This window comes from Kineococcus sp. TRM81007 (genome assembly GCF_022669155.1).
Taxonomy (GTDB): Bacteria; Actinomycetota; Actinomycetes; order Actinomycetales; family Kineococcaceae; genus Kineococcus.
The window spans coordinates 1-25292 of sequence record NZ_JALBVB010000041.1; the positions used below are offsets into that span (position 1 = coordinate 1).

27 protein-coding genes, 1 tRNA gene and 1 pseudogene are annotated in these 25292 nt (G+C 72.9%); 13 read left to right on the forward strand and 16 right to left on the reverse strand.

Features of this window, described 5'->3' with window-relative positions; translation table 11 throughout:
* Nucleotides 1-1059: sn-glycerol-3-phosphate ABC transporter ATP-binding protein UgpC (locus MN205_RS06130; protein WP_242125580.1), on the reverse strand; the 1059-nt coding region annotated here is incomplete at its 3' end.
* 385 nt (nt 1060-1444) lie between these two features.
* On the opposite strand from MN205_RS06130, the gene MN205_RS06135 reads away from it, so the two are divergent.
* Both MN205_RS06135 and MN205_RS06140 read left to right on the forward strand, forming a co-directional pair.
* Entirely contained in the window at nt 1445-1927 is a 483-nt protein-coding gene (locus MN205_RS06135; RefSeq protein WP_242125331.1) for a cation:proton antiporter regulatory subunit, read from the forward strand.
* 60 nt (nt 1928-1987) lie between these two features.
* A complete protein-coding gene (locus MN205_RS06140; protein WP_242125333.1) occupies nt 1988-3175 on the forward strand; it encodes a cation:proton antiporter in 1188 nt (395 codons plus the stop codon).
* Nucleotides 3176-3199: 24 nt separating this feature from the next.
* Here MN205_RS06140 and otsB read toward each other — a convergent pair whose 3' ends face one another.
* Together otsB and MN205_RS06150 are read right to left on the reverse strand one after the other, a co-directional pair.
* Nucleotides 3200-3991, reverse strand: coding sequence for a trehalose-phosphatase (gene otsB, locus MN205_RS06145; protein ID WP_242125335.1), 792 nt, complete (start codon nt 3989-3991; stop codon nt 3200-3202).
* Nucleotides 3988-5445 (reverse strand): trehalose-6-phosphate synthase, encoded by a 1458-nt coding sequence (locus tag MN205_RS06150; RefSeq protein WP_242125337.1) that lies wholly within the window; start codon nt 5443-5445, stop codon nt 3988-3990. The genes otsB and MN205_RS06150 overlap by 4 nt, the downstream gene beginning before the upstream one ends.
* Nucleotides 5446-5686: 241 nt before the next feature.
* On the opposite strand from MN205_RS06150, the gene MN205_RS06155 reads away from it, so the two are divergent.
* Nucleotides 5687-7642, forward strand: a complete 1956-nt coding sequence (locus MN205_RS06155) for a serine/threonine-protein kinase (RefSeq protein ID WP_242125339.1) — start codon at nt 5687-5689, stop codon at nt 7640-7642.
* A gap of 42 nt (nt 7643-7684) precedes the next feature.
* Here MN205_RS06155 and MN205_RS06160 read toward each other — a convergent pair whose 3' ends face one another.
* Both MN205_RS06160 and MN205_RS06165 read right to left on the reverse strand, forming a co-directional pair.
* Nucleotides 7685-8782, reverse strand: a complete 1098-nt coding sequence (locus tag MN205_RS06160) for a LacI family DNA-binding transcriptional regulator (RefSeq protein WP_242125341.1) — start codon at nt 8780-8782, stop codon at nt 7685-7687.
* Between the two features lie 28 nt (nt 8783-8810).
* Complete coding sequence (locus MN205_RS06165; protein WP_242125343.1) at nt 8811-9158, reverse strand: GNAT family N-acetyltransferase; 348 nt, start codon at nt 9156-9158, stop codon at nt 8811-8813.
* Between the two features lie 44 nt (nt 9159-9202).
* Here MN205_RS06165 and MN205_RS06170 point away from each other — a divergent pair, with 44 nt between their 5' ends.
* Entirely contained in the window at nt 9203-10741 is a 1539-nt protein-coding gene (locus MN205_RS06170) for an alpha-N-arabinofuranosidase (protein ID WP_242125346.1), read from the forward strand.
* A 52-nt stretch (nt 10742-10793) separates the two neighbouring features.
* On the opposite strand, the gene MN205_RS06175 is transcribed toward MN205_RS06170, so the two are convergent.
* Nucleotides 10794-11537, reverse strand: a complete 744-nt coding sequence (locus tag MN205_RS06175; protein WP_242125347.1) for an HAD family phosphatase — start codon at nt 11535-11537, stop codon at nt 10794-10796.
* Nucleotides 11534-13060 (reverse strand): mannitol dehydrogenase family protein, encoded by a 1527-nt coding sequence (locus MN205_RS06180; protein WP_242125350.1) that lies wholly within the window; start codon nt 13058-13060, stop codon nt 11534-11536. The genes MN205_RS06175 and MN205_RS06180 overlap by 4 nt, the downstream gene beginning before the upstream one ends.
* A gap of 170 nt (nt 13061-13230) precedes the next feature.
* Here MN205_RS06180 and MN205_RS06185 point away from each other — a divergent pair, with 170 nt between their 5' ends.
* Both MN205_RS06185 and MN205_RS06190 read left to right on the forward strand, forming a co-directional pair.
* The gene (locus tag MN205_RS06185) at nt 13231-14037 is read left to right on the forward strand and encodes a formate/nitrite transporter family protein (RefSeq protein WP_242125352.1); all 807 of its coding nucleotides are present in this window, start codon (nt 13231-13233) and stop codon (nt 14035-14037) included.
* Between the two features lie 90 nt (nt 14038-14127).
* Nucleotides 14128-14200, forward strand: a tRNA-Thr gene (locus MN205_RS06190).
* On the opposite strand, the gene MN205_RS06195 is transcribed toward MN205_RS06190, so the two are convergent.
* From MN205_RS06195 to MN205_RS06205, 4 genes and pseudogenes are all read right to left on the reverse strand, one after another.
* On the reverse strand, nt 14174-15223 hold the full coding sequence (locus MN205_RS06195; RefSeq protein ID WP_242125355.1) for a site-specific integrase: 1050 nt from the start codon (nt 15221-15223) through the stop codon (nt 14174-14176). The two genes, MN205_RS06190 and MN205_RS06195, sit on opposite strands and share 27 nt — an antisense overlap.
* 51 nt (nt 15224-15274) lie before the next feature.
* Nucleotides 15275-15466, reverse strand: a pseudogene (locus MN205_RS22290) (Arm DNA-binding domain-containing protein); the annotation flags it as partial.
* The gene (locus MN205_RS06200; RefSeq protein ID WP_242125356.1) at nt 15463-15672 is read right to left on the reverse strand and encodes a helix-turn-helix domain-containing protein; all 210 of its coding nucleotides are present in this window, start codon (nt 15670-15672) and stop codon (nt 15463-15465) included. The pseudogene MN205_RS22290 and the gene MN205_RS06200, both read right to left, overlap by 4 nt.
* Nucleotides 15673-15694: 22 nt before the next feature.
* Nucleotides 15695-16786, reverse strand: a complete 1092-nt coding sequence (locus tag MN205_RS06205; RefSeq protein ID WP_242125358.1) for a transglycosylase SLT domain-containing protein — start codon at nt 16784-16786, stop codon at nt 15695-15697.
* Between the two features lie 238 nt (nt 16787-17024).
* Here MN205_RS06205 and MN205_RS06210 point away from each other — a divergent pair, with 238 nt between their 5' ends.
* From MN205_RS06210 to MN205_RS06225, 4 genes are read left to right on the forward strand one after another with little or no spacing between them, the layout of a single operon-like run.
* Nucleotides 17025-17540 carry a hypothetical protein gene (locus MN205_RS06210; protein ID WP_242125362.1) on the forward strand — a complete coding sequence of 172 codons (516 nt, stop codon included), beginning with the start codon at nt 17025-17027 and terminating at the stop codon, nt 17538-17540.
* Nucleotides 17537-18067, forward strand: a complete 531-nt coding sequence (locus tag MN205_RS06215) for an ImmA/IrrE family metallo-endopeptidase (RefSeq protein ID WP_242125364.1) — start codon at nt 17537-17539, stop codon at nt 18065-18067. Before MN205_RS06210 ends, MN205_RS06215 begins: the two co-directional genes overlap by 4 nt.
* Nucleotides 18067-19221, forward strand: a complete 1155-nt coding sequence (locus MN205_RS06220; protein WP_242125366.1) for an MAB_1171c family putative transporter — start codon at nt 18067-18069, stop codon at nt 19219-19221. The genes MN205_RS06215 and MN205_RS06220 overlap by 1 nt, the downstream gene beginning before the upstream one ends.
* A 56-nt stretch (nt 19222-19277) precedes the next feature.
* Nucleotides 19278-19826 carry a hypothetical protein gene (locus MN205_RS06225; protein WP_242125369.1) on the forward strand — a complete coding sequence of 183 codons (549 nt, stop codon included), beginning with the start codon at nt 19278-19280 and terminating at the stop codon, nt 19824-19826.
* Between the two features lie 533 nt (nt 19827-20359).
* On the opposite strand, the gene MN205_RS06230 is transcribed toward MN205_RS06225, so the two are convergent.
* The 4 genes from MN205_RS06230 to MN205_RS06240 all read right to left on the reverse strand — a co-directional run bounded on the left by MN205_RS06230 (nt 20360) and on the right by MN205_RS06240 (nt 23168).
* Nucleotides 20360-20755 carry a transposase family protein gene (locus MN205_RS06230; protein ID WP_242125371.1) on the reverse strand — a complete coding sequence of 132 codons (396 nt, stop codon included), beginning with the start codon at nt 20753-20755 and terminating at the stop codon, nt 20360-20362.
* Entirely contained in the window at nt 20752-21660 is a 909-nt protein-coding gene (locus MN205_RS06235) for an ISL3 family transposase (RefSeq protein ID WP_242125373.1), read from the reverse strand. Before MN205_RS06235 ends, MN205_RS06230 begins: the two co-directional genes overlap by 4 nt.
* Entirely contained in the window at nt 21566-22069 is a 504-nt protein-coding gene (locus MN205_RS22295; protein ID WP_374115857.1) for a transposase family protein, read from the reverse strand. Before MN205_RS22295 ends, MN205_RS06235 begins: the two co-directional genes overlap by 95 nt.
* 178 nt (nt 22070-22247) lie before the next feature.
* The gene (locus MN205_RS06240; protein ID WP_242125375.1) at nt 22248-23168 is read right to left on the reverse strand and encodes an alpha/beta fold hydrolase; all 921 of its coding nucleotides are present in this window, start codon (nt 23166-23168) and stop codon (nt 22248-22250) included.
* 97 nt (nt 23169-23265) lie between these two features.
* Between MN205_RS06240 and MN205_RS06245 the strand changes: the two genes are divergently transcribed.
* Nucleotides 23266-23856 carry a TetR/AcrR family transcriptional regulator gene (locus MN205_RS06245; RefSeq protein WP_242125377.1) on the forward strand — a complete coding sequence of 197 codons (591 nt, stop codon included), beginning with the start codon at nt 23266-23268 and terminating at the stop codon, nt 23854-23856.
* Here the strand turns inward: MN205_RS06245 and MN205_RS06250 are convergent.
* Entirely contained in the window at nt 23835-24416 is a 582-nt protein-coding gene (locus MN205_RS06250) for a hypothetical protein (protein ID WP_242125379.1), read from the reverse strand. The genes MN205_RS06245 and MN205_RS06250 overlap by 22 nt on opposite strands.
* A 253-nt stretch (nt 24417-24669) precedes the next feature.
* Between MN205_RS06250 and MN205_RS06255 the strand changes: the two genes are divergently transcribed.
* Nucleotides 24670-24933 (forward strand): hypothetical protein, encoded by a 264-nt coding sequence (locus MN205_RS06255; RefSeq protein WP_242125381.1) that lies wholly within the window; start codon nt 24670-24672, stop codon nt 24931-24933.
* A gap of 107 nt (nt 24934-25040) precedes the next feature.
* A complete protein-coding gene (locus MN205_RS06260; protein WP_242125382.1) occupies nt 25041-25208 on the forward strand; it encodes a hypothetical protein in 168 nt (55 codons plus the stop codon).
* The last annotated feature ends 84 nt before the right edge of the window (nt 25209-25292 follow it).

Sequence of the window (25292 nt, forward strand, 5' to 3'; positions counted from 1 at the left end):
GCCGGAGTGCTGGTCGAACAGGTGCACGTGACCCTGCTTGGGGGTGAAGTGCACCGTGGAGCCCTTCTGCGGGGGGCGACGGCCGTCGACGCGGGCGATGACCTGGTGGTCCTCCTGGCCGGGCTGGGCCAGGGAGCCGTAGATGTACGCGTCGGCGCCGAGCTCCTCGACGACGTCCACGTGCACCGGCAGACCGCGGTCGGACAGCTCCAGGTCCTCCGGGCGCACGCCCAGGGTGAGCTTGTCGCCCGTGGCGGCGAGGGAGGCGCGCTCCACCGGCCACACCGAGTCGCCCAGGCGCACGCCGCCGTCGGTGACGTCCAAGCTGAGCAGGTTCATGGCCGGGGAGCCGATGAACCCGGCGACGAAGACGTTGTTGGGGTGGTCGTACATGCGCCGGGGGGTGTCGACCTGCTGCAGCACGCCGTCCTTGAGGACCGCGACGCGGTCGCCCATCGTCATGGCCTCGACCTGGTCGTGGGTGACGTAGACGGTGGTGACGGCCAGGCGGCGCTGCAGGGAGGCGATCTGGGTGCGGGTCTGCACGCGCAGCTTGGCGTCCAGGTTCGACAGCGGCTCGTCCATGAGGAAGACCTGCGGCTGGCGCACGATGGCGCGGCCCATGGCCACGCGCTGGCGCTGGCCGCCGGAGAGGGCCTTGGGCTTGCGGCTCAGGTACGCCTCGAGGTCGAGGATCTTGGCCGCTTCCTGCACGCGGCGCTTGATCTCGTCCTTGGGGGTGCCGGCGATCTTCAGGGCGAAGCCCATGTTGTCGGCGACCGTCATGTGCGGGTACAGCGCGTAGTTCTGGAACACCATCGCGATGTCGCGGTCCTTGGGGGGGACCGTGGTGACGTCGCGGTCGCCGATGAGGATGCGTCCGCCGTTGACGTCCTCCAGGCCGGCGAGCATGCGCAGCGAGGTGGACTTGCCGCAGCCGGAGGGGCCGACCAGCACGAGGAACTCGCCGTCCTCGACGTGCAGGTCCAGCGCGTCCACGGCGGGCCTGTCGCCGCCGGGGTAGATGCGGGTCGCCTTGTCGAACGTGACCGTGGCCATCGTCATCAGTCCTTCCACCGGCAGGTACGTGCCGGACGATCCGTAGTGGAACGGACCCGGTCGCTGCTGCTCCCGGGCGGTGTGGAGTTGTGACCGGTGCGGCGGGAGCTTCGCCGGGCCGACGGCCCGTGGAGTCACCCGCGACTCCGACCCCCGCGGCGTCGTCGCCTGCGTGGTCGCGGCGTCGCGGTGCCTCGGATACTGCCCCACGAACCACCGCCCGGCAAGGACTGTGACCAGCACCACACCCGAGTGGCCGGTGGTGCGCGCGGGACGGGATGCGGCGGGAACCTCCCCGCGTTGAGCACGGTGGACGCTGCGGCGTCCGGGGGACAGCCGGTGCCCCTGTCACGGGCTCCCCTCGCCCTGGAGGACACTCCCTACCGTGGACCTGGAAGAGACCAAGCTGCCCGGCGTGGGGCTGCGGCACGACTTCACCACCTCGCGCGGCCGGCGCGTCGGCGTCATCTCGACGCGCGGCGGGGAGCGCGAGCTGCTCGTCTACTCGCAGGACGACCCCGACGCCTGCCACTCCGTCGTGGACCTGGAGCCCGACGAGGCCGAGGTGCTCGCCGAGCTGCTCGGCCAGCAGCGCGTCGTCGAGCGCCTCGCCCGCCTGCGCGAGCAGATCGACGGCCTGGCCACCGAGGGCGTCTACGTCGAGCCCGGCTCGCCCTACGACGGCAGGACGCTGGCCGACGCCGCCATCCGCACCCGCACCGGCGCCTCCGTCGTCGCCCTCGTGCGCGACGGCGAGCTGATCCCGTCCCCGGCGCCGTCCCAGCGGTTCCGCGCGGGTGACAAGATCGTGGTCGTCGGCACCCAGGAGGGCGTGCGCGCTACCGCCGAGGTGCTCGCCCGCGGCTGAGTCCACCACGGGACGGAGCGGGCCGGCGGGCCCACGGGACACGGGGAGGCTGGTCGGCAAGTGCACGCCGCGGCCCTGCTCATCGAGCTCGGCGCGATCATCGTCGGCCTCGGCATCGTCGGGCGCCTCGCCGGTCGCCTCGGCATCTCACCCGTCCCGCTGTACCTGCTGGCGGGCCTGGCCTTCGGCGCCGGCGGCGTCCTCCCCCTGAACGCCCCCGAGGGCTTCCTGGAGGCGGCGTCGCAGATCGGCGTGGTCATGCTCCTGCTGCTGCTGGGGCTGGAGTACTCCGCGGGGGACCTGCTGGGCAACCTCAAGCGGCAGGCGCCGGTCGGGGTCCTGGACCTCTTCCTCAACGGCCTGCCCGGTGCCGCGGCCGGCCTGCTGCTGGGCTACGGGCCAGTCGGTGCGCTGGCGATGTTCGGCATCACCGCCGTCAGCTCCTCCGGCATCGTCGCCAAGGTGCTGGCCGACACCGGCCGCCTGGGCAACCGGGAGACCCCCAGCGTCCTGGGGATCCTCGTGCTGGAGGACCTCGGCATGGCCGTGTACCTGCCGATCCTCACCGCCGTGCTCGCCGCCTCGGGCGTGTGGCAGGCCACCGGTTCGGTGCTCATCGCCCTGGCCTGCCTGGTCGTGGCGCTGTTCGTGGCGCTGCGGTGGGGCTCGTACGTCTCGCGCTTCGTCTCCGCCGGCACCGCCGAGGTCACGCTGCTGCGCGTGCTGGGCCTGGCGCTGCTGGTCGCCGGGATCGCCGAGGCCCTGCACGTGTCCGCCGCCGTCGGCGCGTTCCTGCTGGGCATCAGCCTGTCCAGCGACCTGGAGGAGGAGGCGCACCGCTCGCTGGAACCGCTGCGCGACCTGTTCGCCGCGGTCTTCTTCGTCTCCTTCGGGCTGACGACGAACCCCACGAGCCTGCCGCCGGTGCTGCTGCCCGCGCTCGCCCTCGTCGTGCTCGGCGTGGCCACCAAGCTCGTCACCGGCTGGGTCGCGGCACGCCGCATCGGCATCGCGGTGCCCGGCCGCATCCGCGCCGGCGCCGCGCTCATCCCCCGCGGGGAGTTCTCCATCGTCATCGCCGGCCTCGCCACGGCCGGTGGCCTGGACCCGCAGCTGGCGGCGCTGGCCGCCGCGTACGTGCTGTCGATGGCCGTGATCGGGCCGGTGCTGGCCCGCTACGCCGACCCCTTCGGGCGCTGGTGGGTGCGTCGGCAGCGGGACCGGGCAGCGGCCCTCACCGTCCGCTGAGCCCACCGGGGGCGGGCGCGGGGCTCAGCGAGCGCGCAGGTCCGCCAGCCGCGCCAGCAGCACCGCCACGTCCTGCGGCGAGCCCACCCGCTGAGCCGCCGCGGTGTCGCCGTCGCCGACCTTCACCGTCACGTCGCCGTCGCCGGGGGAGAGCACCGCGAAGGCGTCCTCGTCCGTGACGTCGTCGCCCGCGAACAGCACCGCCTCCACGGGCGCCCCCTCGGCCGAGAGGCGTTCGCGCAGCCGCCGCACCCCGGCGCCCTTGCCCAGCTCCACGGCGCCCAGCTCCACGACCTCCTTGCCGCGCAGGGCGTGCACCCCCGGCAGCGCCCCCGGCCCGGCCAGCGCCCGCTCGGTGACCTCCGCGGCCACGTCGCGCGCGGCGCGGCGGGTGTGCAGCACCGCCGACATCGGCTTGCGCTCCACGTGAACCCCCTCGCGGCCGGCCGCCAGCGCGTCCAGCTCCTCGACCAGGCGGGCCAGCAGCTCCGCCCGCTCCGGCGGCAGCGGCGGCGCGTCGCCGTCCAGGGACGACTGGGTGCCGTGCCCGCCGACCAGCAGCACGCCGTCCGGCGGCTGCGCGCAGGCGCGCAGGTCGTCCAGCGCCCGGCCGGACACCAGTGCCACGTCCGTGGTCGCGACCAGGCGGGCCAGCGCCGCCGACGCCTCCGGCAGCGCCCTGGCCGCCGACGGCTCGTCGACGATGGGGGCCAGCACACCGTCGAAGTCCAGCGCCACCAGCACCCGACCGCGGCCCGCGAACACCTCCAGCGCGCCGGCCAGCCCGGCGTCCAGCTCGGTGCCGGGCCCGCTCACGCCGACGCCTCCGCGCTGGCCGCGACCTCCGCCGCGGTGCCGCGCGGGTCGGGGGCGTGCTCCGCCAGCGCCTCCAGGAACGAGGCCGCCCAGCGCTGCACGTCGTGGTCGCCCACGCGGCGGCGCATCGCACGCATCCGGCGCGCCGCCTCCCGCCGGGGCATCCGCAGCGCCCGCAGCACCGTCTCCTTCAGCCCGTCGATGTCGTGCGGGTTCACCATCAGCGCCTGCCCGCCCAGCTCGTCGGCGGCACCGGTGAACTCGCTGAGCACGAGCACGCCGCGCTCGTCGTGGCGGGAGGCCACGTACTCCTTCGCGACCAGGTTCATCCCGTCGCGCAGCGCGGTCACCAGCATCACGTCGGCCGCCAGGTACAGCGCGGCCATCTCCTCGCGCCCGTAGGAGTGGTGCAGGTAGTGCACGGCGGTGTGGGCGATCGTGGAGTGCGCCCCGCTGATGCGCCCGACCGCGACCTCCACGTCCTGGCGCAGCTGCACGTACTGCTCCACGCGCTCGCGGCTGGGCGTGGCGACCTGCACCAGCGAGACCTCGCCGGAGTCCACGCGCTTGTCCGCCAGCAGCTCCTCGAACGCCTTCAGCCGGTGCAGGATGCCCTTGGTGTAGTCGAGGCGGTCGATCCCCAGCAGCAGGTGCTCGGGGTCGCCCAGGTCGCGGCGGATCTCCGCGGCGCGCGCCTTGACGTCCTCGCGCTGCGCGAGCTCGTCCAGCGCCTGGAAGTCGATGGAGATGGGGAAGGACGCCGCCCGCACCTCCCGGCCGCCCTCCGCGTCCAGGCGGATGCGGCCGGCGCGCGCCGGCAGGTTGCTGGCGCGACGGCAGGCGCGCGCGAAGTTGCTGGCGTCCGCGGCCCGCTGGAAGCCCACCAGGTCCGCGCCGAGCAGCCCGTCGATGATCGCCTTGCGCCAGGGCAGCTGCGCGAAGATCTCGAACGGCGGGAACGGGATGTGGTTGAAGAACCCGATCTGCAGGTCCGGGCGGCGCTCGCGCAGCATCCGCGGCACCAGCTGCAGCTGGTAGTCCTGCACCCACACCGTCGCGCCCTGCGCGGCCTGCCCGGCCGCGGCCTCGGCGAAGCGCTCGTTGACCTTCACGTACGCGTCCCACCAGCTGCGGTGGTAGCCGGGCGCGACGATCACGTCGTGGTAGAGCGGCCACAGGGTGCCGTTGGAGAAGCCCTCGTAGTAGTGCTCGACCTCCTCCTCCGACAGGGGGATCGGCACGCAGCGCACGCCTTCGGCGTCGAAGGGCTCGGGCGCGTCGCCGGAGGTGCCGGCCCAGCCGACCCAGGCGCCGTCCTCGCGCTTCATGACGGGCTCCAGCGCGGTCACGAGGCCGCCGGGGCTGCGCCGCCAGGACGTCGAGCCGTCGGGTTCCTCGACGCGGTCCACGGGGAGCCGGTTGGCCACCACCACGAGGTCGTAGTCTCCGGACATGGGGGATGGTCCTCCTCGGGGTCGCTGCCGCCGACCCTACCCGCAAGGTCACGCACGGACCCGTCCACGGCCCGTCCACGGCCCGTCCACGGCCCGTCCACGTCTCGCCCACGTCCCGCGCACGCCCCCTCCACGACCCGTGCGCGCTCGTGCCGGTGCCGCGCCCGCCCGGGCGGGCGCGGGCGTCCCGACCCGTGCGCGCACCTCGGCGCGGCGGGCCCGCTGCCGTACCGTGGGGGGCGTGGTCACCCCCTTCCCGCGCACCCCGGACGAGGCGCCGGCGCGCCCGCGGGAGGCCCTCGAGGACCACCGGTGGGACCGCCCGGCGCCGCACCTCGACGGCCGGTTCCCCGGGGCGGCGCCCGGGGCCGACCCGCGCACCCCGGCGACCGGCTGGCGGCCCGCCGCGCACGCGCCGGCGCCCGGCGACCGCCTCGGCGGCTACCGCCTGGACCGGGTGGTCGGCGAGGGCGGCATGGGCGTGGTGTGGCTGGCCCTGGACGACGAGCACCGCGCCGTCGCGCTGAAGGTGCTCAAGCCGCACATCGCGGCGGACCCGGACGCCCGGGCGCGGCTGGCGCGGGAGGTGCAGAGCCTGGAGCGGGTGCGCTCCCCGCGCGTGGCCGAGGTCATCAGCGCCGACGTGGACTCCCCGTGGCCGCACCTGGTGACGCGGTACGTGCCGGGCCCGTCGCTGGAGGCGGTGGTCTCCTCCCGCGGCCCGCTGCGCGGCGGCCGCCTGCGCGACCTGGGCCACGGCCTGGCCGAGGCGCTGGAGGCCATCCACGCGGCCGGCGTGGTGCACCGCGACCTCAAGCCCAGCAACGTGCTGCTGCTCGACGGTGCCCCCGTCGTCATCGACTTCGGCATCGCGCACGTGGCCGACGACGTCCGGCTGACCTCCACGGGGCTGGTCATGGGCACGCCCGGGTACCTGTCCCCGGAGGTCGTCGCGGGCGGGCGCGTGTCCACCGCGACCGACTGGTGGGGGTGGGCCGCCACCGTCGCCTACGCCGCCAGCGGGCGGCCGCCGTTCGGCACCGGCCCCATGGAGGTCGTCCTGGACCGGGTGCGGCGCGCCGACGTGGACCTGGCGGGGGTGCCCGCCGACCTGCGCGGGCCGCTGCTGGCCGCCCTGGCGGTCAACCCCGTGCACCGCCCGCACCCCGAGCAGCTGCTGCGCGCGCTGGACGGCGCCACCACCGGCCCGCAGCCCGGGGCGACGGCGGCGGGCGCGGCGACCACGGCGGTGCCGGCTGCCGGGCCGGGCCGCACCGAGCGGCCCTCGCGCTTCTCCTCGCTCATCGGGCCGGACGCCCCGGCGGGGGAGACGACGGTGCTGCCGCCCGTGCCGCCCGTGCCGGCCCCCGAGCCCGCGGACTCCACGCGCGTGCTGCCGCCGGTGGCCCCGCCCACCACCCCGGTGCCGCGAGCGCCCGGGCGACCGGCCGGGCGGCAGGCGCCGCCCGGCTGGATCCCGCGCGTGCCCGGTCCCGGGAGCGTCCCCCCGCCGGCGGGCCGCCCGGCCCCGCCGGCGCCGTTCGCCCCGCGGCCGGGCGCGGGCCGCCCCGCTCAGCAGGACCCCCGCGCGCCGCGGCTGGGCACGAACGGCCAGCCGGCGCGCCCGCAGCGCACCTGGACGCTGTTCGCCGGGCTGCTCGCCCTCGTCGGGGTGTTCGCGGTGGCGCCGACGGCCGGCGTGGTCCTCGCGTTCGCCGGCGGTGTCGTGGCGCGCACGGTGGACCGCGCGTCCTCGGCCCTGTTCCGCCGGCGCTGGGAGGCGGGGCCGCGCTCCACGGACGCCCTGGCGGTGACGGCCGCGACGCCGTGGCACGTGCTGCGCGCCGCGGTGTCCACCGCCTTCGCCTCGATCGTCCCGCTGCTGGTCGGCGTGAGCGTCGTCTTCATCGGCGGCACGGTGGCGGGCTGGCCGCTGGGCGCGGACCCGGGGGCGCCGAGGCTGCTGGCGCTCGGCGGCCTGGCGGGCACGCTCGTCGCGTGGTTCGGCCCGGGCAGCCGGTCGCTGCAGCGCGGTGCGCGCACCGCCGTGCGCTCGGTGCTGCGCGGTGAGCGCGAGACGGGGGTGGCGATCGGCGTGCTGCTGCTCGTCGCGCTGGCCGCGACCGTCATGGTCCTGCAGGGCGACACCCCGGACTGGCGGCCGCTGGCGCAGTCGCCGTTCGACCGCTTGCAGTAGGCCCCTCGCGGGCGGCCCGCCCCGCCTCCCGGCGGGGCCCGCTCACCGCAGCGGCGGGGTGCTCTCGCGCACCAGCACCCGGCCGGTGACGTGCTCCACCCGCCGCTGCGGCGCCGTCTCGTCCACCAGGTCGAAGGCGTGGCCGCCGATCTCGGCCAGCGGCAGGCGAACCGTCGTCAGCGACGGGCTGACGTCGCGCAGCGTGGGGATGTCGTCGAACCCGGCCACCGCCACGTCCCGCGGCACGTCCAGCCCCGCCTCCCGCACCGCCGCCATGGCACCCACCGCCATCACGTCGTTGGCGGCCAGCACGCACGGCGGCCGCCCGCCCGACGCCGGCAACCCGCGGGCCAGCACCTCGCCGAGCGCGCCGTGGGCGCCGTCGCGGGTGAACGCGCACTCCAGGTCCAGCACCGGCGGGTGGCCGCGCTCGGTCAGGGCCGCGCGGAAGCCGGAGGCCCGGTCCACGGCCGTGGCCACGCCCCGCGGGCCGCCCAGCAGCACGAACTCCCGGTAGCCCAGCCCGACCAGCTCCTCGGCGAGGCGGCGGGCCGCCCGGTGGTTGTCGATGAGCACGGTGTCCACGCCCAGCACGTCCTGGCTGATCGCGGCGACCCGGCCACCGCCGGCGCGGAAGGCGTTCAGCTCGTCGCGCAGCGCCGCCGTCGCCTCCTCGTCCTGCCAGCGGCTGCCGGCCAGCAGCAGCGCCCGCACCCGCTGCCGGCGCAGCGCCGCCACGTGCGTCACCTCCGTGTCCGGCGACGAACCGGTCACGGCCAGCGTCACGATGACGTCCGAGGCGGCGGCCCGCTGCATGACACCGGCCGCGATCGTGGAGAAGTACGGGTCGGCGATGTCGTGCACGACCAGGCCCACGATGTTCGAGCGGCCCCGCGCCATGGCCTGCGCCTGGGCGTTGGGGGAGTAGTCCAGCCGGGCCGCCGCGGCGAGGACCTTCTCGCGCAGCGGCTCGCCGACCACCCGGCTGCTGCCGTTGAGCACCCGGGACGCGGTCGCCAGGGACACCCCCGCGGCGGTGGCGACGTCGTGCAGGGTCACCACGCCGGGGGCCGTGGCCCGCCGGGCGCGGCGCCGGACGGTGCGCTCGACGGTGGGGGCGGGTTCGGGCTCCTGCGGCACGGGACCCATCCTGCCGTGCCCGAGGGGTTCAGAGGAGGTCCGCGTACCGCTCCGGGTGTCGCCGCACGTGCAGCTGCACGAACGAGCACGCGGGCACCACGCGGAGGCCGCGCTCGCGCACGTCCTCCAGCACCGCGTCCACCAGCGCGCTCGCCAGCCCCTCGTCCTGGTGCTCGGGCACCACCTCGGTGTGCACCAGCGCCAGCACCTCGCCGCGCTCGTCCCGCCGCGGGACGTAGTCGGCGATCGCCACGAGCTCGCCGTCCAGGCGGCCCTCCCAGCGCCGGCGGGCGTCGTCGCGGGTGACGGACAGGCGGTCGGCGGGGGTGCTCACCCCGGTGGGAACGCCCCGGGGGCTGACGTGCTTCCCGGGCACCGGTAGCGTCGGTAGGGCCGGACCCTTACAACGTTGGAGGAACAGTGTCCGCAGCCGTCAGCGCCGTCGTCGATCTGGACGTGACCGGCCCCGTCATCTCCCCGCACGTCTACGGCCACTTCGCCGAGCACCTGGGGCGCTGCATCTACGAGGGGTTCTACGTCGGTGAGGACTCCGAGATCCCGAACGAGGCCGGCGTCCGCCTGGACGTGGTCGAGGCCCTGAAGGCCCTGGACATCCCGAACCTGCGCTGGCCCGGCGGGTGCTTCGCCGACGAGTACCACTGGATGAACGGCATCGGCCCCAAGGAGGACCGGCCGCGCATGGTGAACACCCACTGGGGCGACGTGGAGGAGAACAACCACTTCGGCACCCACGAGTTCATGGCGCTGTGCGAGCTGCTGGGCACCGAGCCGTACATCTCCGGCAACGTCGGCTCCGGCACCGTGCGCGAGATGAGCGAGTGGGTGGAGTACCTCACCCGCCGCGGGGACTCCCCGATGGCGCGGCTGCGCCGCGAGAACGGCCGCGAGGAGCCCTGGAAGGTGAAGTTCTGGGGCATCGGCAACGAGGCGTGGGGCTGCGGCGGCAACATGACCGCCGAGCAGTTCGCCGCCCAGGCGCGCACGTTCGCCACGTACTGCCGCGACCAGGAGGACAACCGGCTGTACCGGGTCGCCGCCGGCGCCAGCGACGACGACTACGCCTGGACCGAGGCGCTGATGAAGACCGTCAGCGGCCTGGGGGGCAGAGGCATGGACGAGCGCCACGGGCGCTCGCCGATCCAGGCGCTCTCCTTCCACTACTACACGTGGACCGGGCCGTCGTGGGAGCAGAAGGGCTCGGCGACGGAGTTCGGCACCGACGACTACTACCGCACCATGCTCAAGGCGCAGGACATGGAACGCGTCCTCGGCGGCCACGCGCGCGTCATGGACGCCTACGACCCCGACAAGACCATCGGCCTCGTCTGCGACGAGTGGGGCACCTGGTTCGACGTCGAGCCCGGCACGAACCCGGGGTTCCTGTACCAGCAGAACACCCTGCGCGACGCACTCGTGGCGAGCCTGCACTTCGACGTGTTCCACCGCTTCGCCGACCGGCTCGTCATGACGAACATCGCCCAGACCGTCAACGTGCTGCAGGCGGTGGTCCTCACCGACGGCGCCGACCTCGTCCTGACGCCGACGTACCACGTGTTCCGGATGAACCGCCGCCACCAGGGGGCGGCGACCCTGCCGCTGCACCTGCTCGGGGACGCTCCCGCGCGCGAGATCGACGGTGAGCAGCTGCGCACCTTCTCCGCCTCCGCGTCCGTCCGCGACGACGTGGCCCTGCTGTCGCTGACGAACCTGGACACCGAGGCGCCCGTCACCCTCACCGTGGACCTGCGCGGTCGCACCGTCGGCGAGCCCACCGGTGAGGTGCTCACCGCCGTCGACCTGACCGCGCACAACGTGCCCGGGCAGGAGACGGCGGTCGAGCCGCGCGCCCTCGCCGGCGTCCGCCTGGAGGGTTCCACCCTCACCGTGGAGCTGCCGCCGCACTCCTTCGCGACGATGCAGCTGCCGCTGGTGGGCTGAGCCCCACCGGGTGCGGTGGGCCGGGGGGCCGGTGCGGACCCCCGGCCCGTGCTCAGGTGCGGGCCAGCAGCTGCTCGACCTCTTCCCAGGAGGACACCACCGCGAACGCCCCGGCCTCGCGCAGGGCCTCGGTGCGGGCCTGCCGCTCCTGCTCGGGCACGAACTGCACGGTGCCGATCGTGCGCACCCCCGCGGCCACCGCGGACAGGGCCCCGTTGATGGAGTCCTCCACCGCCACGGCTTCGTCCGGGGTGATCCCCAGGTCCTTCAGGGCGTGCACGTACACCGCGGGATCGGGTTTGCTCGTGGGCTCCGGCAGGGAGTCCTCAGCGCTGTAGCGGCGCCCGGCGCCGAAGAACCCGGCCAGGCCGGTGACGTCCAGGCAGGCGTCCAGGCGGGAGGAGGCGCTGGACGTGACGGCCGCGAGGGCGAAGCCCTCCGCCAACCGGGCCAGCGGGTCGCGCACCGCGGGGTCCTCGCGCAGCACCGTGCGCAGGTGCGCGGTGACGACGTCCTTCTCCTCGGCGACCCAGTGCTCCAGGTCGCCGGCCGCGAGGTCCCGGCCGTAGCCGCGGGCCAGCTCCTGCGCGGCGGCGCGGAAGTTCTTCCCGTTGGTCATGGACTGCAGCTCGGCGGGGGAGTACGGCCGCTCGGCGCCCAGTTCCGCGAGGAACCGGTTCGTCACGTCCGCGGAGGCGGCGTACGCGGGCTCCTCCGACGGGAACAACGTCCCGTCGGCGTCGCACAGCAGCGTGGTGACCCCCGCGGGGTCGAATCCCGTGGAACGCGCGGTCACGCGGCCCCCTCCTCGTCGAGCGTCAGGTACAGCTTGATCACCTCTCGCGGTCCCTGCTCCTCCAGGGCCCGCAGCGCCACCTCCACGGAGGCGACGAAGTGCTCGTCGCGGGAGAGGCTGTCGAACACCGCGCTCTCGCTGAGCAGGGCCTCGGGTTCCACGTCGCCCTCCCGGGCCAGGCCCACGAGGCGCTCGGACATCGGACCCTCCACCGGGAAGTCCTGCCCGGCGTAGTCGTACCCGCGCAGGAACCGCATCCAGCCCGCCACCGCGAGCACCAGGAGCTGGTGGGGCCGGTGCTCCTCCAGGGCGGCCCGCATCGAGGGGAAGACGTAGTTCGGCATCTTGCTCGAGCCGCGCCGGCACAGCCGCAGGAGCTGGTCGCCCATCCGCGGGTTGGACAGGCGCTGCACGAGGGAGCGCTGGTACTCCGCCAGGTCGATGCCCGGCACCTCGGGCAGCAGCGGGGCGATCTCCTCGCCCATGAGGCGCTCCAGGTACTCCCGGAAGACGTCGTCGGCCATGAGCTCGTCGATGGTGCGGTAGCCGGCGAGGTGGCCGAGGTAGCCGAGCGCGCAGTGGCTGGCGTTGAGCAGCCGGGTCTTCATCGTCTCGTACGGGGTGACGTCCTCGACGAACTGGACCCCGACCTCCTCCAGCGGGGGGCGCCCGGCGCAGAAGGAGTCCTCCACGACCCACTGGGTGAACGGCTCGGTGATCACCGGCCAGCGGTCGTCCACCCCGGTGGCGGCGGCGACCGCGTCGCGCTCCTCGGGCGTGGTGGTGGGGGTGATGCGGTCCACCATCGAGCTGGGGAAGGTGACGTTCTCCTCGATCCAGCCGGCGAGGTCGTCACCCAGCCGCTCGTCGCGCAGCCGGGCGAAGGACAGCACGGCGGTGCGGGCGGCCGCCCCGTTGTGCTGCATGTTGTCGCAGGAGAGCACGGTGAAGGGGCCGGTGCCGGCGTCGCGGCGCCGGGCCAGGGCACCGGTGATCAGGCCGAAGACGGTGCCGGGGCGCTCGGGGTGCTCCAGGTCGGCGCGGACGGCGTCGTCGTCGGCGTCGAACTCGCCGCTGTGCGGGTCGATCCGGTAACCGGTGCCGGTGACGGTCAGCGTCACCAGGCGGGTGCGCTCGTCGGCCAGGACGTCCAGCACCGCGCCGGGGTCGTCCGCGGCCAGCAGGTAGCGGGTCAGCACCCCCACCACGCGGGCGCTCTCCTCCTCGGCGCCCCGTTCGACCACCGTGTAGAGCCGGTCCTGCGCCTGGAGCACCTCGCCGATCTGCCGGCTGTGCATCCCGACGCCCACCAGGCCCCACTCGCGGTGGCCGCGGCGGGCCAGCTCGTCCAGGTACACGGCCTGGTGGGCCCGGTGGAAACCGCCGACACCGATGTGGACGACGGAGGGGACCAGCGCGGTGCGGTCGTAGCCGGGGACCGAGACGGCGCGCGGGAGGTCGTGCAGGGTGCTGTCCGAGAGGGGGACGGCCCGGTCGGGACCGGGGGTGGGCGCATCGATCAACGTCGCTCCTCACAAGAGTGCCCGTGGTGCCCGCCGGTTGGAGCACTCGTGTCGTACCCGCTCCGGACGCGCGCAAACCGGGGGCGCCCAGGTGCATCGCCCGCCACCGAACGGGTACTTGCGGTCGGAGGGCGGACGCCAGCCGCCCCACCGGCACCTGAGGAGCACGCGTGTCCGACGACACCCCCGATCCCACGCAGGCACCGCCCAGCCCCGAACCGGAGGTCGAGAACGCCTTCGACCGCCTCGTCAGCGAGGGCCACGACCGGCTGACGCGCCCCCTGCTGCCGATGGTCAGCACGGGGCTGCTCGGCGGCATCGACGTCGGCACCGGCGTCCTGGCGTACCTGCTGGTGCTGCACGCCACGGGCAGTCACCTGCTGGGGGGTCTGGCGTTCTCCATCGGTTTCGTGGCGCTGCTGCTGGCGCGCAGCGAGCTGTTCACCGAGGACTTCCTCGTCCCCGTCACGGCCGTCGTGGCGCGCGAGGGCACCGTCGCCGCCTTGCTGCGGTTGTGGGCGGTGACGCTGGTGACGAACCTCCTGGGCGGCTGGGTGATCACCTGGGTGGTCGTGACCGCGCTGCCCGACCTGCACGACACCGTGGTGGAGTCCGGCACCCACTACGCGACGATCCCCATCGATCTGGAGTCCTTCTGCCTCGCGGTCCTCGCCGGTGTGGCCATCACCCTCATGACGCGCATGCAGCACTCCACCGAGAGCGTCGGGGTGCGGATCGTGCCGGGGATCCTGATCGGCGCCCTCCTCGTCGGCGGGCAGCTCTTCCACTCCGTCCTGGACTCGCTGCTGGTGTTCGCGGCGATCCACGCGGGCGCGCCCTTCGGGTACCTCGACTGGTGGCCCCGCCTGGGCTGGTCGATCCTGGGCAACCTCGTCGGCGGGCTGGTGTTCGTCACCGCGTTGCGGATGCTGCGGGTGCCGCACCGCATCGCCGAGGCGCAGCGCGAGCACTCCTGACGCCACCGGCCCGGTCGGTGACCCCGGACGACCGGCTCGCGGAGCAGGACAGCGGCTAGGATCGCCGTGCCGGCCGTGGAGGGCCGGCATGCCGGCATGGCGCAACTGGTAGCGCACCCGACTTGTAATCGGGCGGTTAGGGGTTCAAGTCCCCTTGCCGGCTCACTGCCTGACCTGCGGTTTTGCCTTCCGGAGGGGCCCGCTCGTCGCCTTCGTCGGCCTGGCGGGACCACATCGGGACCACATCGGGCTTCCGGCTGTACGCCACGGCCGCCGCGATGGTGTCCGCGGCCGTGCGCGCCAGCTCCGGCACGACGTGCATGTAGAGGTCGCGCGTGATTGCGCTCGTCGAGTGCCCGAGGCGGGCGCTCACGATCTTGACGTCGATGCCGGCAGCCAGGGCGAGGCTCGCGTGCGTGTGCCGCAGGTCGTGCAGCCGGATGACGGGTACACCGGCCTTGCGGACCAGGTCGATGAACAGGTGGGTGACGGCGTCCGGGCGCAGCAGGTCGCCGTTGTCACGAGCGAAGACGAGGCCGTGGTCGACGTAGCCGTCGCCCCAGGATCGCCGTTCCCGCTGCTGCCGCTCCCGGTGCTCACGCAGGACGTCGACGGTGGCGGCGTCGATCGGGACGACGCGGGCACCGGCGTGCGTCTTTGGAGCTCCCAGCTTCGGGCCGGCGCCTGCGTCGATCACCTGTGAGCGGACGGTGATGTGCCCGCGGTCGAGGTCGACGTCCTTCCAGTGGGTGCCGATCGCCTCACCGCGGCGCATCCCGGTGAACGTCAGGACGTGGAAGAGCGCGTACAGGCGGTGGTGGCTGCAGGCGTCGAGGAAGCCCGCGATCTGCTGCGGTTCCCAGACGGTCGTCTCAGCGCGGCGGTGTTCAGGGAGCTCGACCTGCAGGGCGGGGTTCCACTGGATCAGTCGACGCTTCAGCGCCGTGTTGAGGGCTGATCTCAAGGTGCGGTGCACGTGGTGCACGGTCGCCGTCCCGGTGCCGGTGTACCGGCCGTTCATCAGGTCGTTGTAAAGGGTGTCGATGTGGTCGGCGCGCAGCGCGTCGAGACGGTAGTGCCCCAGTGCCGGGGTGAGGTAGCGCCGGACGTGGGTCTCGTAGTTCCGTCGCGTCGTGTCACGCAGGTTCCGCTTGCCCCGCAGCCAGTCGTCCAGGAACCGCTGCACGGTGAGGGTGTGGTCCGAGGCGATGCCGGCTCGCTGCTTCTCGATCTCCGCGTCCAGCGCCTGCTGCGCCTCGCGCTTCGTCGAGAAGCCGGATCGAGTCACCTGCCGGCGTCCGCCGTCGGGGCGGCGACCGAAGTCCACCGTGAACTTCCACGGTCCCCGGCAACGGTGCGGCTGCAGCTCGCCGTTCTGATCGCGCGGGCACGATGCGACGTGTCGCTGGGTGACGTGCCCCTTTCTCACCGCACGACACCGACGAGTTCGAGCAGCGGTGCCGACGGGACCCGGATCAGCTTGCCGAGCCGCACGACCGGCGTCGGCCAGGCGTTGGTGCGGATGAGTTCGTAGGCGGCGGTGCGGCCGATGCCGAGGACCTTCGCTGCGGTCGGCACGTCGACGACGGGCGGCAGCTCGCGGATCTCGTCGGTGTTGAACTGCGGTCGCGTCATCGTGGGTCTCCTTCTCCTGTGCTCACTCGGCCATCGAGACGTGGATGTGGTCGTAGTGGCCGCCGGTGGCGTCCTGCGCGTCGTAGACCCCGCCGCCGGTGTAGGCGCGCCAGCCCTCGTCGGACCGGGCGCGCGACCAGATGCGGCCCTGCCAGATGACGTAGGACACGCGCAGGGCGTCGGCGTTGGTCTGCAGCCAGATCGCGGCCTGCCAGCCGAGGGCGACGTCCTCCTGGCCGGGGAACTTCCCGGGGGTGCCGTAGAAGATGTCGCAGCCCTTGCCCTTGGGGTGGTCGGACGTCGGGTTCCAGGCGTGGGCGTCCCAGCACGAGGTGGACCGCTTGCCGAACGTGGTGCGGAACTGCGCGAGCATCCACGCCGTCGCCGGGGTGACGCACCCGCCGGTGCCGGTGGGGTCGGGCACGGTGCACCCGCTCGCCCCGCCGGGGAACGCGGCGGCCGCGCCGGCGGCGGTGAGAGCCGGTGCGGCGGTGTACTGCTCGACGTAGCCGTGGATGGCGTCGAGGTAGTCGGTGACCTCGCGGACGCACTGCGCACCGCAGCCGGCTTCGCCCGGCGTGGGGATGCCGGTCGCGGAGCCGGTGACGCGGAAGCACCCGGCGATGTGGCAGACGGCCAGGGCGTCCAGCGGGCTGAGGGCCTTGCCGGTGGCCTGCAGGTGCTCGGTCATCGTCCGCAGGTTCCGGCACATCCAGGGCAGCGCGACGGCGAAGTGGGTGCGCGGCGTCCACACGGGGTGGTCGTCCCTGGGGCCGCCGGCGACGTCCCAGCCGTCCCCACCTCCGCCGTCGACCCACGTGGAAGGCATCAGCTGCAGCAGGCCGGCCGCACCGGCGGGGGAGTAGGCGTGCGGGTTCCAGCTCGACTCCGCCTGGACCTCGGCGACCAGCCACACGAGGGGCAGCTCGGGGCAGGCGGTGTCGCGGGCGGCCTCGAGGTCGCCGAGCGAGTCGCGCGCCGCCTCGGGCAGTGCTTCCACGTCGAGAGCCTGCCCGGTGACGGCCTGCGCGTCCTGCGCATCGCCCAGGAGTGCCCCGCCGAGCAGGACGACGCCGCAGATCAGCGCCGTGAGAGCGGCGGCGATCGTCCTCACGGCGGGGCTCCTCCCGGTAGCGTGACGCGCTCAACAGTCGATCCGTCCGTGCTCCCGAGCCGGGTGGTGTCGGCGGACGGGATGGGACGGGGAGGACAGGTCGGGCACCAAGCGCCACGGTTCGGCACCGTGGATGCCGTGGTGAGTCGATCGTCCACAACAGTCGACGTTCTGGTCTGAACCATAGACCAGCGTGGACACATGTCAAGGCGCGGCTGTGGGAGGGAGTGGACGACACATGGGGGACGTACGCCCTCGTGGCGGTACGGACGACGAGGACGGCACTCCGCGGACCGCGCCGGACGTCTCCGCATCCCGGCCCCGCACGCTGGCCGAGAAGGTCGACCTGCTCTTCCGCACCGTGCACCCCGCCAAGGGCGGCGAGTACAGCTACGAGCACGTCGCCAAGGCCATCCGGGAGCGCGGTGGCCCGTCAATCTCCGCCAGCTACCTGTGGCTGCTGCGCAAGGGGGAGCGGGACAACCCGACGCTGCGGCACCTGGAGGCGCTGGCCGGCTTCTTCGGCGTCCCGCCCGGCTTCTTCTTCGACGACGAGCTGACGGACAGCGTCCACGACCAGCTCGCCCTGCTTGCGCTGCTGCGTGACGGTGACGTACGAAAGGTCGCGCTCCGAACGTCGGGACTGAGCCGCGAGAGCCTGCAGGCCCTCGGTGAGATGGTCGACCGCGTCCGGAAGCTGGAGGGTCTCCCGGAGGATCCGGACCTCGGTGGCGGTGACCCTCCTCGCTCGTGACGAGAGGAGACGGTGTGCGGCTGTGGGCCACCCGGCGGCAGTGCCGGTCGACGCTGCAGGAGCTCGCGATCCCGCCGGGGACGACGCTGGAGGGCTTCGTCGACCTGGTGCGGGACCGGCGCGGGCGGCCGCTGACGATCCAGTCGTCACCGGCTGCGGTCGGGCTGTGCGGAGCGTGGGTCGCCGGCGAGGCGAGTGACCACATCTTCATCGCGCCCGCTGCCACCGGGGTCCGGCGCGCTCACACGCTGGCGCACGAGCTCGCGCACGTCGTCCTCGGCCACGACGACACCGACGAGGTCGTCGACCCGAACCTCATCCGTCAGTTCTTCCCCGACATCGACCCCTCCACGGTGCGGGCCGTACTGGGTCGTTCCACCTACACCTCGGCGCAGGAGCGGCAGGCGGAGGTCATGGCCTGGATGCTGCTGGAGACGCTCTCCGGTCCGGAGCCGGCCTCGCAGCCCGGTCTGGACGGCCCCGACGCGGTCCTCGCGGCGGCGTTCGGGCCCCGCCCGGCCGCCTGATGCTGGAGCAGCTCTTCCCGCTCGTCGCCGTGCCCCTGCTGCTCAGCGCACTGCTGCGCGCCCGCGACATCGCGCCGGGCGGCAACGGGGAGCGGCGGGCCGTCGCCCTGGCTCTGCTGACCTTCGGCGTCGCGGTGCTGCTGGCCACTCCGTGGATCGGTGGGCGGGTCGCGGACGCGGTGGACGTGCCGCAGCTCGACGTGCTGCTCGGCCGCCTCGTCGTCGTCCTCGGGGTCTTCGCCATCCTCCGTGGTTTCCGGCTGACTCTCGGCCCCGGGCAGAAGCGGCTGCCGCTGGGGCTGGACATCGCCCTCGTGCTCGCGGTCGCCACCACCATGACCGTGTCCTTCGTCGTCCAGGCCGTGCCCTACGGCGGTGACCTCATCATCGACCACGGCTACGAGCTGCCGGTGGCGCTCTTCGTGGGCAGCTTCTCGCTGTACCTGGCGTGGTGCTTCACGGCCATCCTCCGCGGCTGGCGCGGGCTGCGCCGCCAGCCCCACCTCGAGGCGCGTGCGGGGGTGCGGCTGACCGCCCTGGCCGCCGCGACCGGTCTCCTCTACGTCGCCTCTCGGGTGGCCGGCCAGGTCGCCCTCATGGCCACCGACGCGGCCGGCTTCGTCGAGGTCACCCGTGAGGTCTGCCTGGCCACCGGGGCCGTGGCCGCGGTGCTGCTGACGCTGGGTGCGTCGGCGTCCGGGCTCGTGGCGGTGGCGCGCCGGCTGCGCGACGAGGCCCGGCGAGCCGGCCACATGCTCCGGCTCTACCCGCTGTGGCGGGACGTCGTGGCCGTGGCGCCCGAGGTGGCGCTGGCGTCGCGGCGCTTCGCCCCGTGGCGGCTGGTCAACGGCCGCACGGACTTCTACCGCTACCGCATGGTCATCGAGGTCCTCGACGGCCGGTCGCTGCTGCGGGCCCGTGGCCACGGCCGTCCGGTGGTCGCCGGCGGCGTGGCGGGTGACGCCGCCGACCTCGTCGCGCTCGTCGACGATGCGCGCAACTGCGTGCGCCGTCGTACGGGTGATTCGGGTGCCATGGCCGATGACGTCCGCTCGACGATGGCCGATGAGACCGCGCACCTGCTCGCGGTGGCCGCCGAGTACCGCCGGCTGCGGCGTGGCCGGCGGCTGGCCGGACAGGCGGTGCGCGCGTGACCGCGCCGGAGCGCACGGCTGCTGTCCGTTCGCCACGTGGCCGCCGGCTGGCCGATGTGGTCAACGACGTCCTGGCGCCGTGGAACCTGGCCGTGACCGTCCCGCCGGTCGTCGGCGCCATGACTACCGTGCCGTGGCCGCGAGGGCTCGCGCTGGGGTTGGTGACGAGCCTGCTCGTCGGCGTCGTGCCGGGGCTGCTGATCTGGGCCGGCCGCCGCTCGGGCCGCTACGGCGACAAGTTCCTGCGCGACCGCCGGCACCGGCCGCGGTTTCTGGCCGTCGTGACCGGTCTCGTCGTCCTGGCGTGGGTGGTCACCTGGGCGCTGGGTGCCTCCGCCTCCTCCTTGGTCTTCCTCGGCGTCATGGTGCTCATGGCCGTCATCGCGGCCGTCGTCTCGCGCTGGTGGAAGATCTCGATGCACTCGATGGTCGTCACCGGCTCGGTCGTCCTGCTCGTGGTGCTGGACGTGCGGCTGGTGCCGATGCTCGTGCTGGTGCCGGCGGTGTGCTGGGCGCGCTTGGTGACCTCGGCGCACACGCCGGCGCAGCTCGCAGCAGGGGCGGTCGTAGGTGCGGTCCTCGGCGTCGTCGCGGGCATCGCCTGAGCTCGACGTCGCGGAGTGGAGCCGGTAGGGACGCTGACGCGGCGGAGCAAGATATGCGTCTGCTCAGCAGACGCGGCTCCGCCGGCACCCACGGGGTGGACCGGGCGCGGTCGATGGAAGGTGGTGGGCGGCAGCTGTGCCGGGATTGCGGCTTCGAGACGTGACGCGCAAGAGGCGCTCAGCCCGGTCGCCGCTTTGTGGCCCTTCGGACCTGTGGCTAGGTAGGAACGCCACACATCCGCAGCGTCGAGAATGGGTTAGCCGCTCACGATCGCGCCATGAGAGAACGATCTCCTGGCACGATCAGGTGGTGTCCTAGAGCCCGCCGATGCATCAGAGGCCACCACGCGACGAGCGTGTGGAGGCGTGCCGGGTCCGTGGTGCGCACCTTCACCACGCCGACGGCCGGCGGGCGGTCTTGTACTGCCCGCATCGATACCGGCTGAACGTGTACGGGCGGGCACCTGTGGTGGCGGCGCTGGTCCGCGCCGCACTACCTGTTGCGGGACGTCTGGCTCGACAATGAGCCTTTGTCAGTAGCGGTTCTCCAATTGACTGAGAACGAGGGCTGTGGCGACGATTGCGGAGATGCGCCAGGGGCAGAGGCTGACGCGGCGTAGCGCCCGCCAGCGGGTCTTGAGGTGGGCGATGCCGTGCTCGACGAAGGCACGGGTGGAGTTCACGTAGGAGTTCCACCCCCGCGTGCTTCGATCCAGTACCTGCCCACGTCGAGGACGTCGTACGGGGACGCGGATGCCGGCTCCGGCACCGGTGTAGGCCTTGTCAGCCAGCGTCGGAACGCCGCAGCCAGCGGCCACGTAGAGCAGTGGCAGAGCATGGATGCGTGCAGCGCTCAGATCGTGAGTGCCGCCCGGCTCGACGGGTGAGACCCATAACGGGCTTTTCGGATCTGCGGGGGGGTAGCTCACCCTGACCCGCGTCGTTGTCGTCGCCAGGGTCGGGTGCCGTCAGCGGCGAGCAGGATGCGGATGCGGTAGTTGCCGAAGTTGCGGAAGCCGTGGGCCAGGCGGCGGGTCTTCTCGATGATGAGGTTGATGGCTTCGGTGCCGCCGTTGCTGATGCCGCCGGTGTCGAAGTAGGCCAGCACCTCCGCCCGCCACGACCGCAACGTCCGCCCAAGGCGAGCGATCTCCGGGATCGGGCAGCGGTAGAAGGAATCGAGCACCCGCTTCGCGGTGGCTCGCCCCGCAGCCGGGGTGGAAGCGTGGAACATCGACCGCAGCTCCTGGTAGGCGTGCCAGGCCACGGTCACCTCCAAGCCGGGGTCACCGGCCTGCAGCGCGGCTTCGAGCCGGGCTCGGCCGCGGTCGGTGAGGTTCTCCCGCGCCGTGCTCAGCAGCCGCCTGATGCGGTAGAGCGGGTCCTTCTTGTGCCCGCGCCGGCCCAAGGTGGCCTGCTGGACGCGGCGGCGGACCTCGTCCATCGCGGTGGAGGCAAGCTTCACGACGTGGAAGGCATCCAGGACGGTCACGGTGTCGTCGGGCAACTCGGTGCGGATGGCGTTGGCGTAGCCGCGGAACGGGTCGAGTGAGGCGTGGGTGATGCCGTCGACGAACTCGCGGGTTCGGGCTCGGATCCAATCGGCGTAAACCGGCCCGGAGCGGCCGAGGGTGACGTCGAGCAGGCGGGCGTGGATCCGGCCGTCCTGGTCGCGGGTCAGGTCGACGATGGAGGTGACCGCCCGGTCGCGGTGGCGGGCTGACGGCTTCCAGATGTGCTCATCGACCCCGAGCGTGTCCACTCCGGCCAGCCGCGCGGCGCGGGCGGGTTCGTCGTTGAGGTCCTGGTGGGCTCGGGTGCGGATGGCGTCCATCAGGGTGTGCCAGTCCTCCCCCCGCAAGCGGGAGGTGCCCCCAGCCGAGCTGGCGGGCCAGGGCGGAGACGGTGGAGTCGTCCCACCGCAGCGTCTGCACGGCCCACTCAACAGCACGGGCGGTGAGCTTGGCCCGCGCGGGCAGGGCGGGGTGCTCCTCGGACCAGACGCCGGTGGGGCAGCGTTGTTCGCGGCAGCGCCAGCGTCGCTTGCGCCAGATCAGTTGCACTGGTGTGGCGAAGCAGGGTGCGTCGGCCAGTCGGTGTTCGCGCCGGCCGTGGTCGGCGGCGAGGGTTCCGCAGTCGCGGCAGGCGACGACCTCGGGTCGTTCGGTCTCAACGGTCAGGCGCAGCAGCCCGCGCGAATGCTCGGCGTCGGTGCCGGGGTTGAGGCGCTCAACGGTGAGCAAGTGCAGGTTCTGCAGCCCCAGCAGTTGATCGGCGACGGAGCATGGCCCGGTGGTGTGGGCGGGGGTGGTGGGGCTGCAGGAGGAGTGCAGGATGCAGCCGTTCGTTGGTCAGTGGCCGGGCCAGGAAGATCCGCGGCCGGGCTCGCCGCGGGAACGGTTGAGCCCGGCCGCGTGGAAGCTACTTGCTGTCGATGCTGAAGGCGCCGGAACTCGCTGCGGCCTGCTCCTGCAGGTCCCGCCAGGCGGTGGTGTCACCGCTGAGGGCGTCGAGGAGGTAGGCGGCGACGGCGTCGGCGACGAGGGCGACGCGGGCGGGGTCCTCGTCGCTGGTCTCGCGAACGGCTTCGCCGGCGACGCCGCCGAGGGTGTGCTCGCCGTCGGTGATGGTGAGCATCCGCTTGGGGGCGGGGCTGAGGTGGAAGGCGTCGGTGAACCAGTCTGGTCCGCGGGTGGACATCGCCGACCGGTCCTTGCCGCCGGTGACGATGAGGGCGGGGGTGGTCATGGTGGAGTAGCCCGGGCGCATGAACGGCAGGTGCTCCAGCGCGAACGGGGTCAGCGTGTCACCGGTGCCGGTGGTCGCGATGAGCGCGCCCGCCTTCACGGCGGGGTGGGTGAAGTCCTCACCCGGGGTGCCGTCGGCGTCCAGGACGCGGGCTCCGAGCAGGGCGCCGGTGCTTTGACCGCCCCAGGAGTGCCCGACGACGGCGACGCGGCTCGCGTCGACGCGGGGAGGCAGTCCGGGGACTTGGTCGAGGACGACGCCGAGGTGGTCCAGGACGGCGTGCAGGTCGGCGATGCGGACCCGCCAGATGTCGGAGAAGCGGGGGTCGTCGAAGCCGATGCGGTTGCGGCGGGAGTCCAGGTGGGTGGGCTGGACGACGACGAACCCGGCGCCGGCCCAGCGGTCGACGAGGGGTTCGTAGCCGTCCATGGACCAGGCGTTGCCGTGGGAGAACACGATGACGGGCAGGTCCTGACCCTCGGCGGGTGCGGTGACCTTGACCTGCAGATCGAGGCTGCGTTCGATGCCGTGGCCGGTGGTGGGAACGGTGATGGGCTTGACCGCGATGAGCTGACGGTCGAGGGCTTCAGGCATGGGATGTCCTAGAAGGAGGGACCGGCTCTGCCACACTGGCGGAGCATCGTTCCGCCAAAGTTAGCGGAACATCGTTCCGCGAGCAAGGGGGTGCGTGGTGGCCACCACGACCGGAGTACGCCAGGCCGGCATGCAGCGCAGCCGTGAGGCGCTGCTGACCGCGGCGACGGCGGCGTTCGTCGAGCACGGTGTGCAGGCACCGGTGCGGGACATCGCCGAACGTGCCGGGGTCGGTGTGGGCACGGTCTACCGTCACTTCCCCACCCGCGCGGACCTCGTGGGCGCTGTCTACCGCCACCAGGTCCAGGAGTGCACGGCCCTCGCGGCGTCCCTGCTCGAGCAGCCGATCCCCGCAGCCGAGGCGCTGGAGCGGTGGATGGCGGCGTTCGTAGACTTCCTCGTCACCAAGCACGGACTCAGCGAGGCCCTGCTTTCAGAAGACCCGAGCCTGGCGAATCTGCACGCCTTGATCCTCGAGGAGCTGGTGCCGGCGTGCTCGTCCTTGCTTGCAGCCGGCCAGGACGCCGGGGAGGTCGACCCGCAGGTCACCGCGTTCACGTTGCTGCGCGCGGTGGGGAACCTGTCCATCCCCGGGCCGGGTTACGGCAGGGATGAGGCCCGACAGATGGTCACCCGCCTCCTCGCCGGGTGCCGGACCGCGGTCACTCACTCCCCTCGCGAGGGATGAGCTGCACGGTCCTCACCGGATAGGTGGGCGGCCGGACCTGGCGAGTTGAGATCTCGGTCGTCGACGTGGAAGTGGTAGCCACACCTTCCCACCCGCAGATCCGAAGACCCCCATAACGGCCGGCCGTCGGCATCGGTGACGATCTGGACGAGACCGCCATGCTGGCGGTGCTTCCCGGAGTACCAACGATCCGGCTGACCACCGGAGTCGTGGACGCGGTCGGTGTCGATGAGGGTGCCATCGAGCAGCAGATGATCGCTTCCTGCGTTCACCGCCGCGGCGACGACCTCGGGTAGTTCGCGAGCCTGCTCAGCAAGCACATCGAGAGCCTCGTACAGGTAGCGGTAGGCGGTCTTCAAGCTGACCGCATTGTCGCGGGCCAAGTCGGCGACCGCAGCGCGCTGGCACATGAACCGCAGCAGCAGCACCGCCTGAGCGAAGCAGCCCAGCACGCGACGTCCTCGGCGAGTGCCGATCCGAGCGCGGTGAGAGGACAGCAGGCGGGCGACGGCTTGGGCGAGGTCGCGGGAGACGTCGAGGCTGGCACGATAGAAGAGCACGTAGGGTCCTGACGGGTACGGCGGTTGAGCTTGGTCGCCACCATCGTGACCGGCCAGGCCGTACGTGCCCCAACTCCTCCGGTTCCCGCCCCTAGCAGCTTCCTCACGACACTACTGAAAAAGCCTCATTGAGGGAAGTCAGAAGGGCCTGAACGAATCGGCAGGGGCTCGAGAGAAGACGTCGTCGGTGAAGACATTGCCGGTGGGTGCTGATATCGCGTTGAGCTAATCGTCCATCCAGCCAGGAGGAAACATGAACATAAACCAGCAGCGGGCGCAGCAGGCAGCGACGATGAAGGCCAACAACGATGCCGAGGCCGCGCGTCTGAAGCGGGAGCACTACGCGCGTCCGGGGCAGTCAAGGCCGGCGCGCCAGGCAGTCGCGCCCCCTCATCGACGGCCTCTCACCGACGACGAACTGCGGGGCCAGGCTGATGCTTGGGCCAAGTTGATGCTGGTCGTCTGCATTGGGGTCATCGTCGCCATGGCGGTGGCGATGATTGCTGCGTTGAGCTGATCGTCCATCTAGCCAGGAGAAGACCTAGACATGAACCAGCAGCGGGCGCGGCAGGTAGTGAGCCTTTGCCAGTAGCGGCCAGCCGCTACTGGCAAAGGCTCAATGAGTTGACCAGCCACTTCGTCAGCTCCGGTGACGACCTGACCTCGACGCTCGATGGCTTCGATCGAGGCGTCTTCGTCTTCATAGGTGAGGACTGGCAGGTGCAGTGGATAGGCGAGGATGCTTCCCGCGCCTTTCGCGATCGGCACGGCTTCGAGGTCCTGACGCAGTGATCCGCCATTCACGTCGTTGAGGAGCCAGTGACAGCTGTCGCGGACTGCACGGACGGCGCTATGGCCGTGATGTCGCGCAGTGCG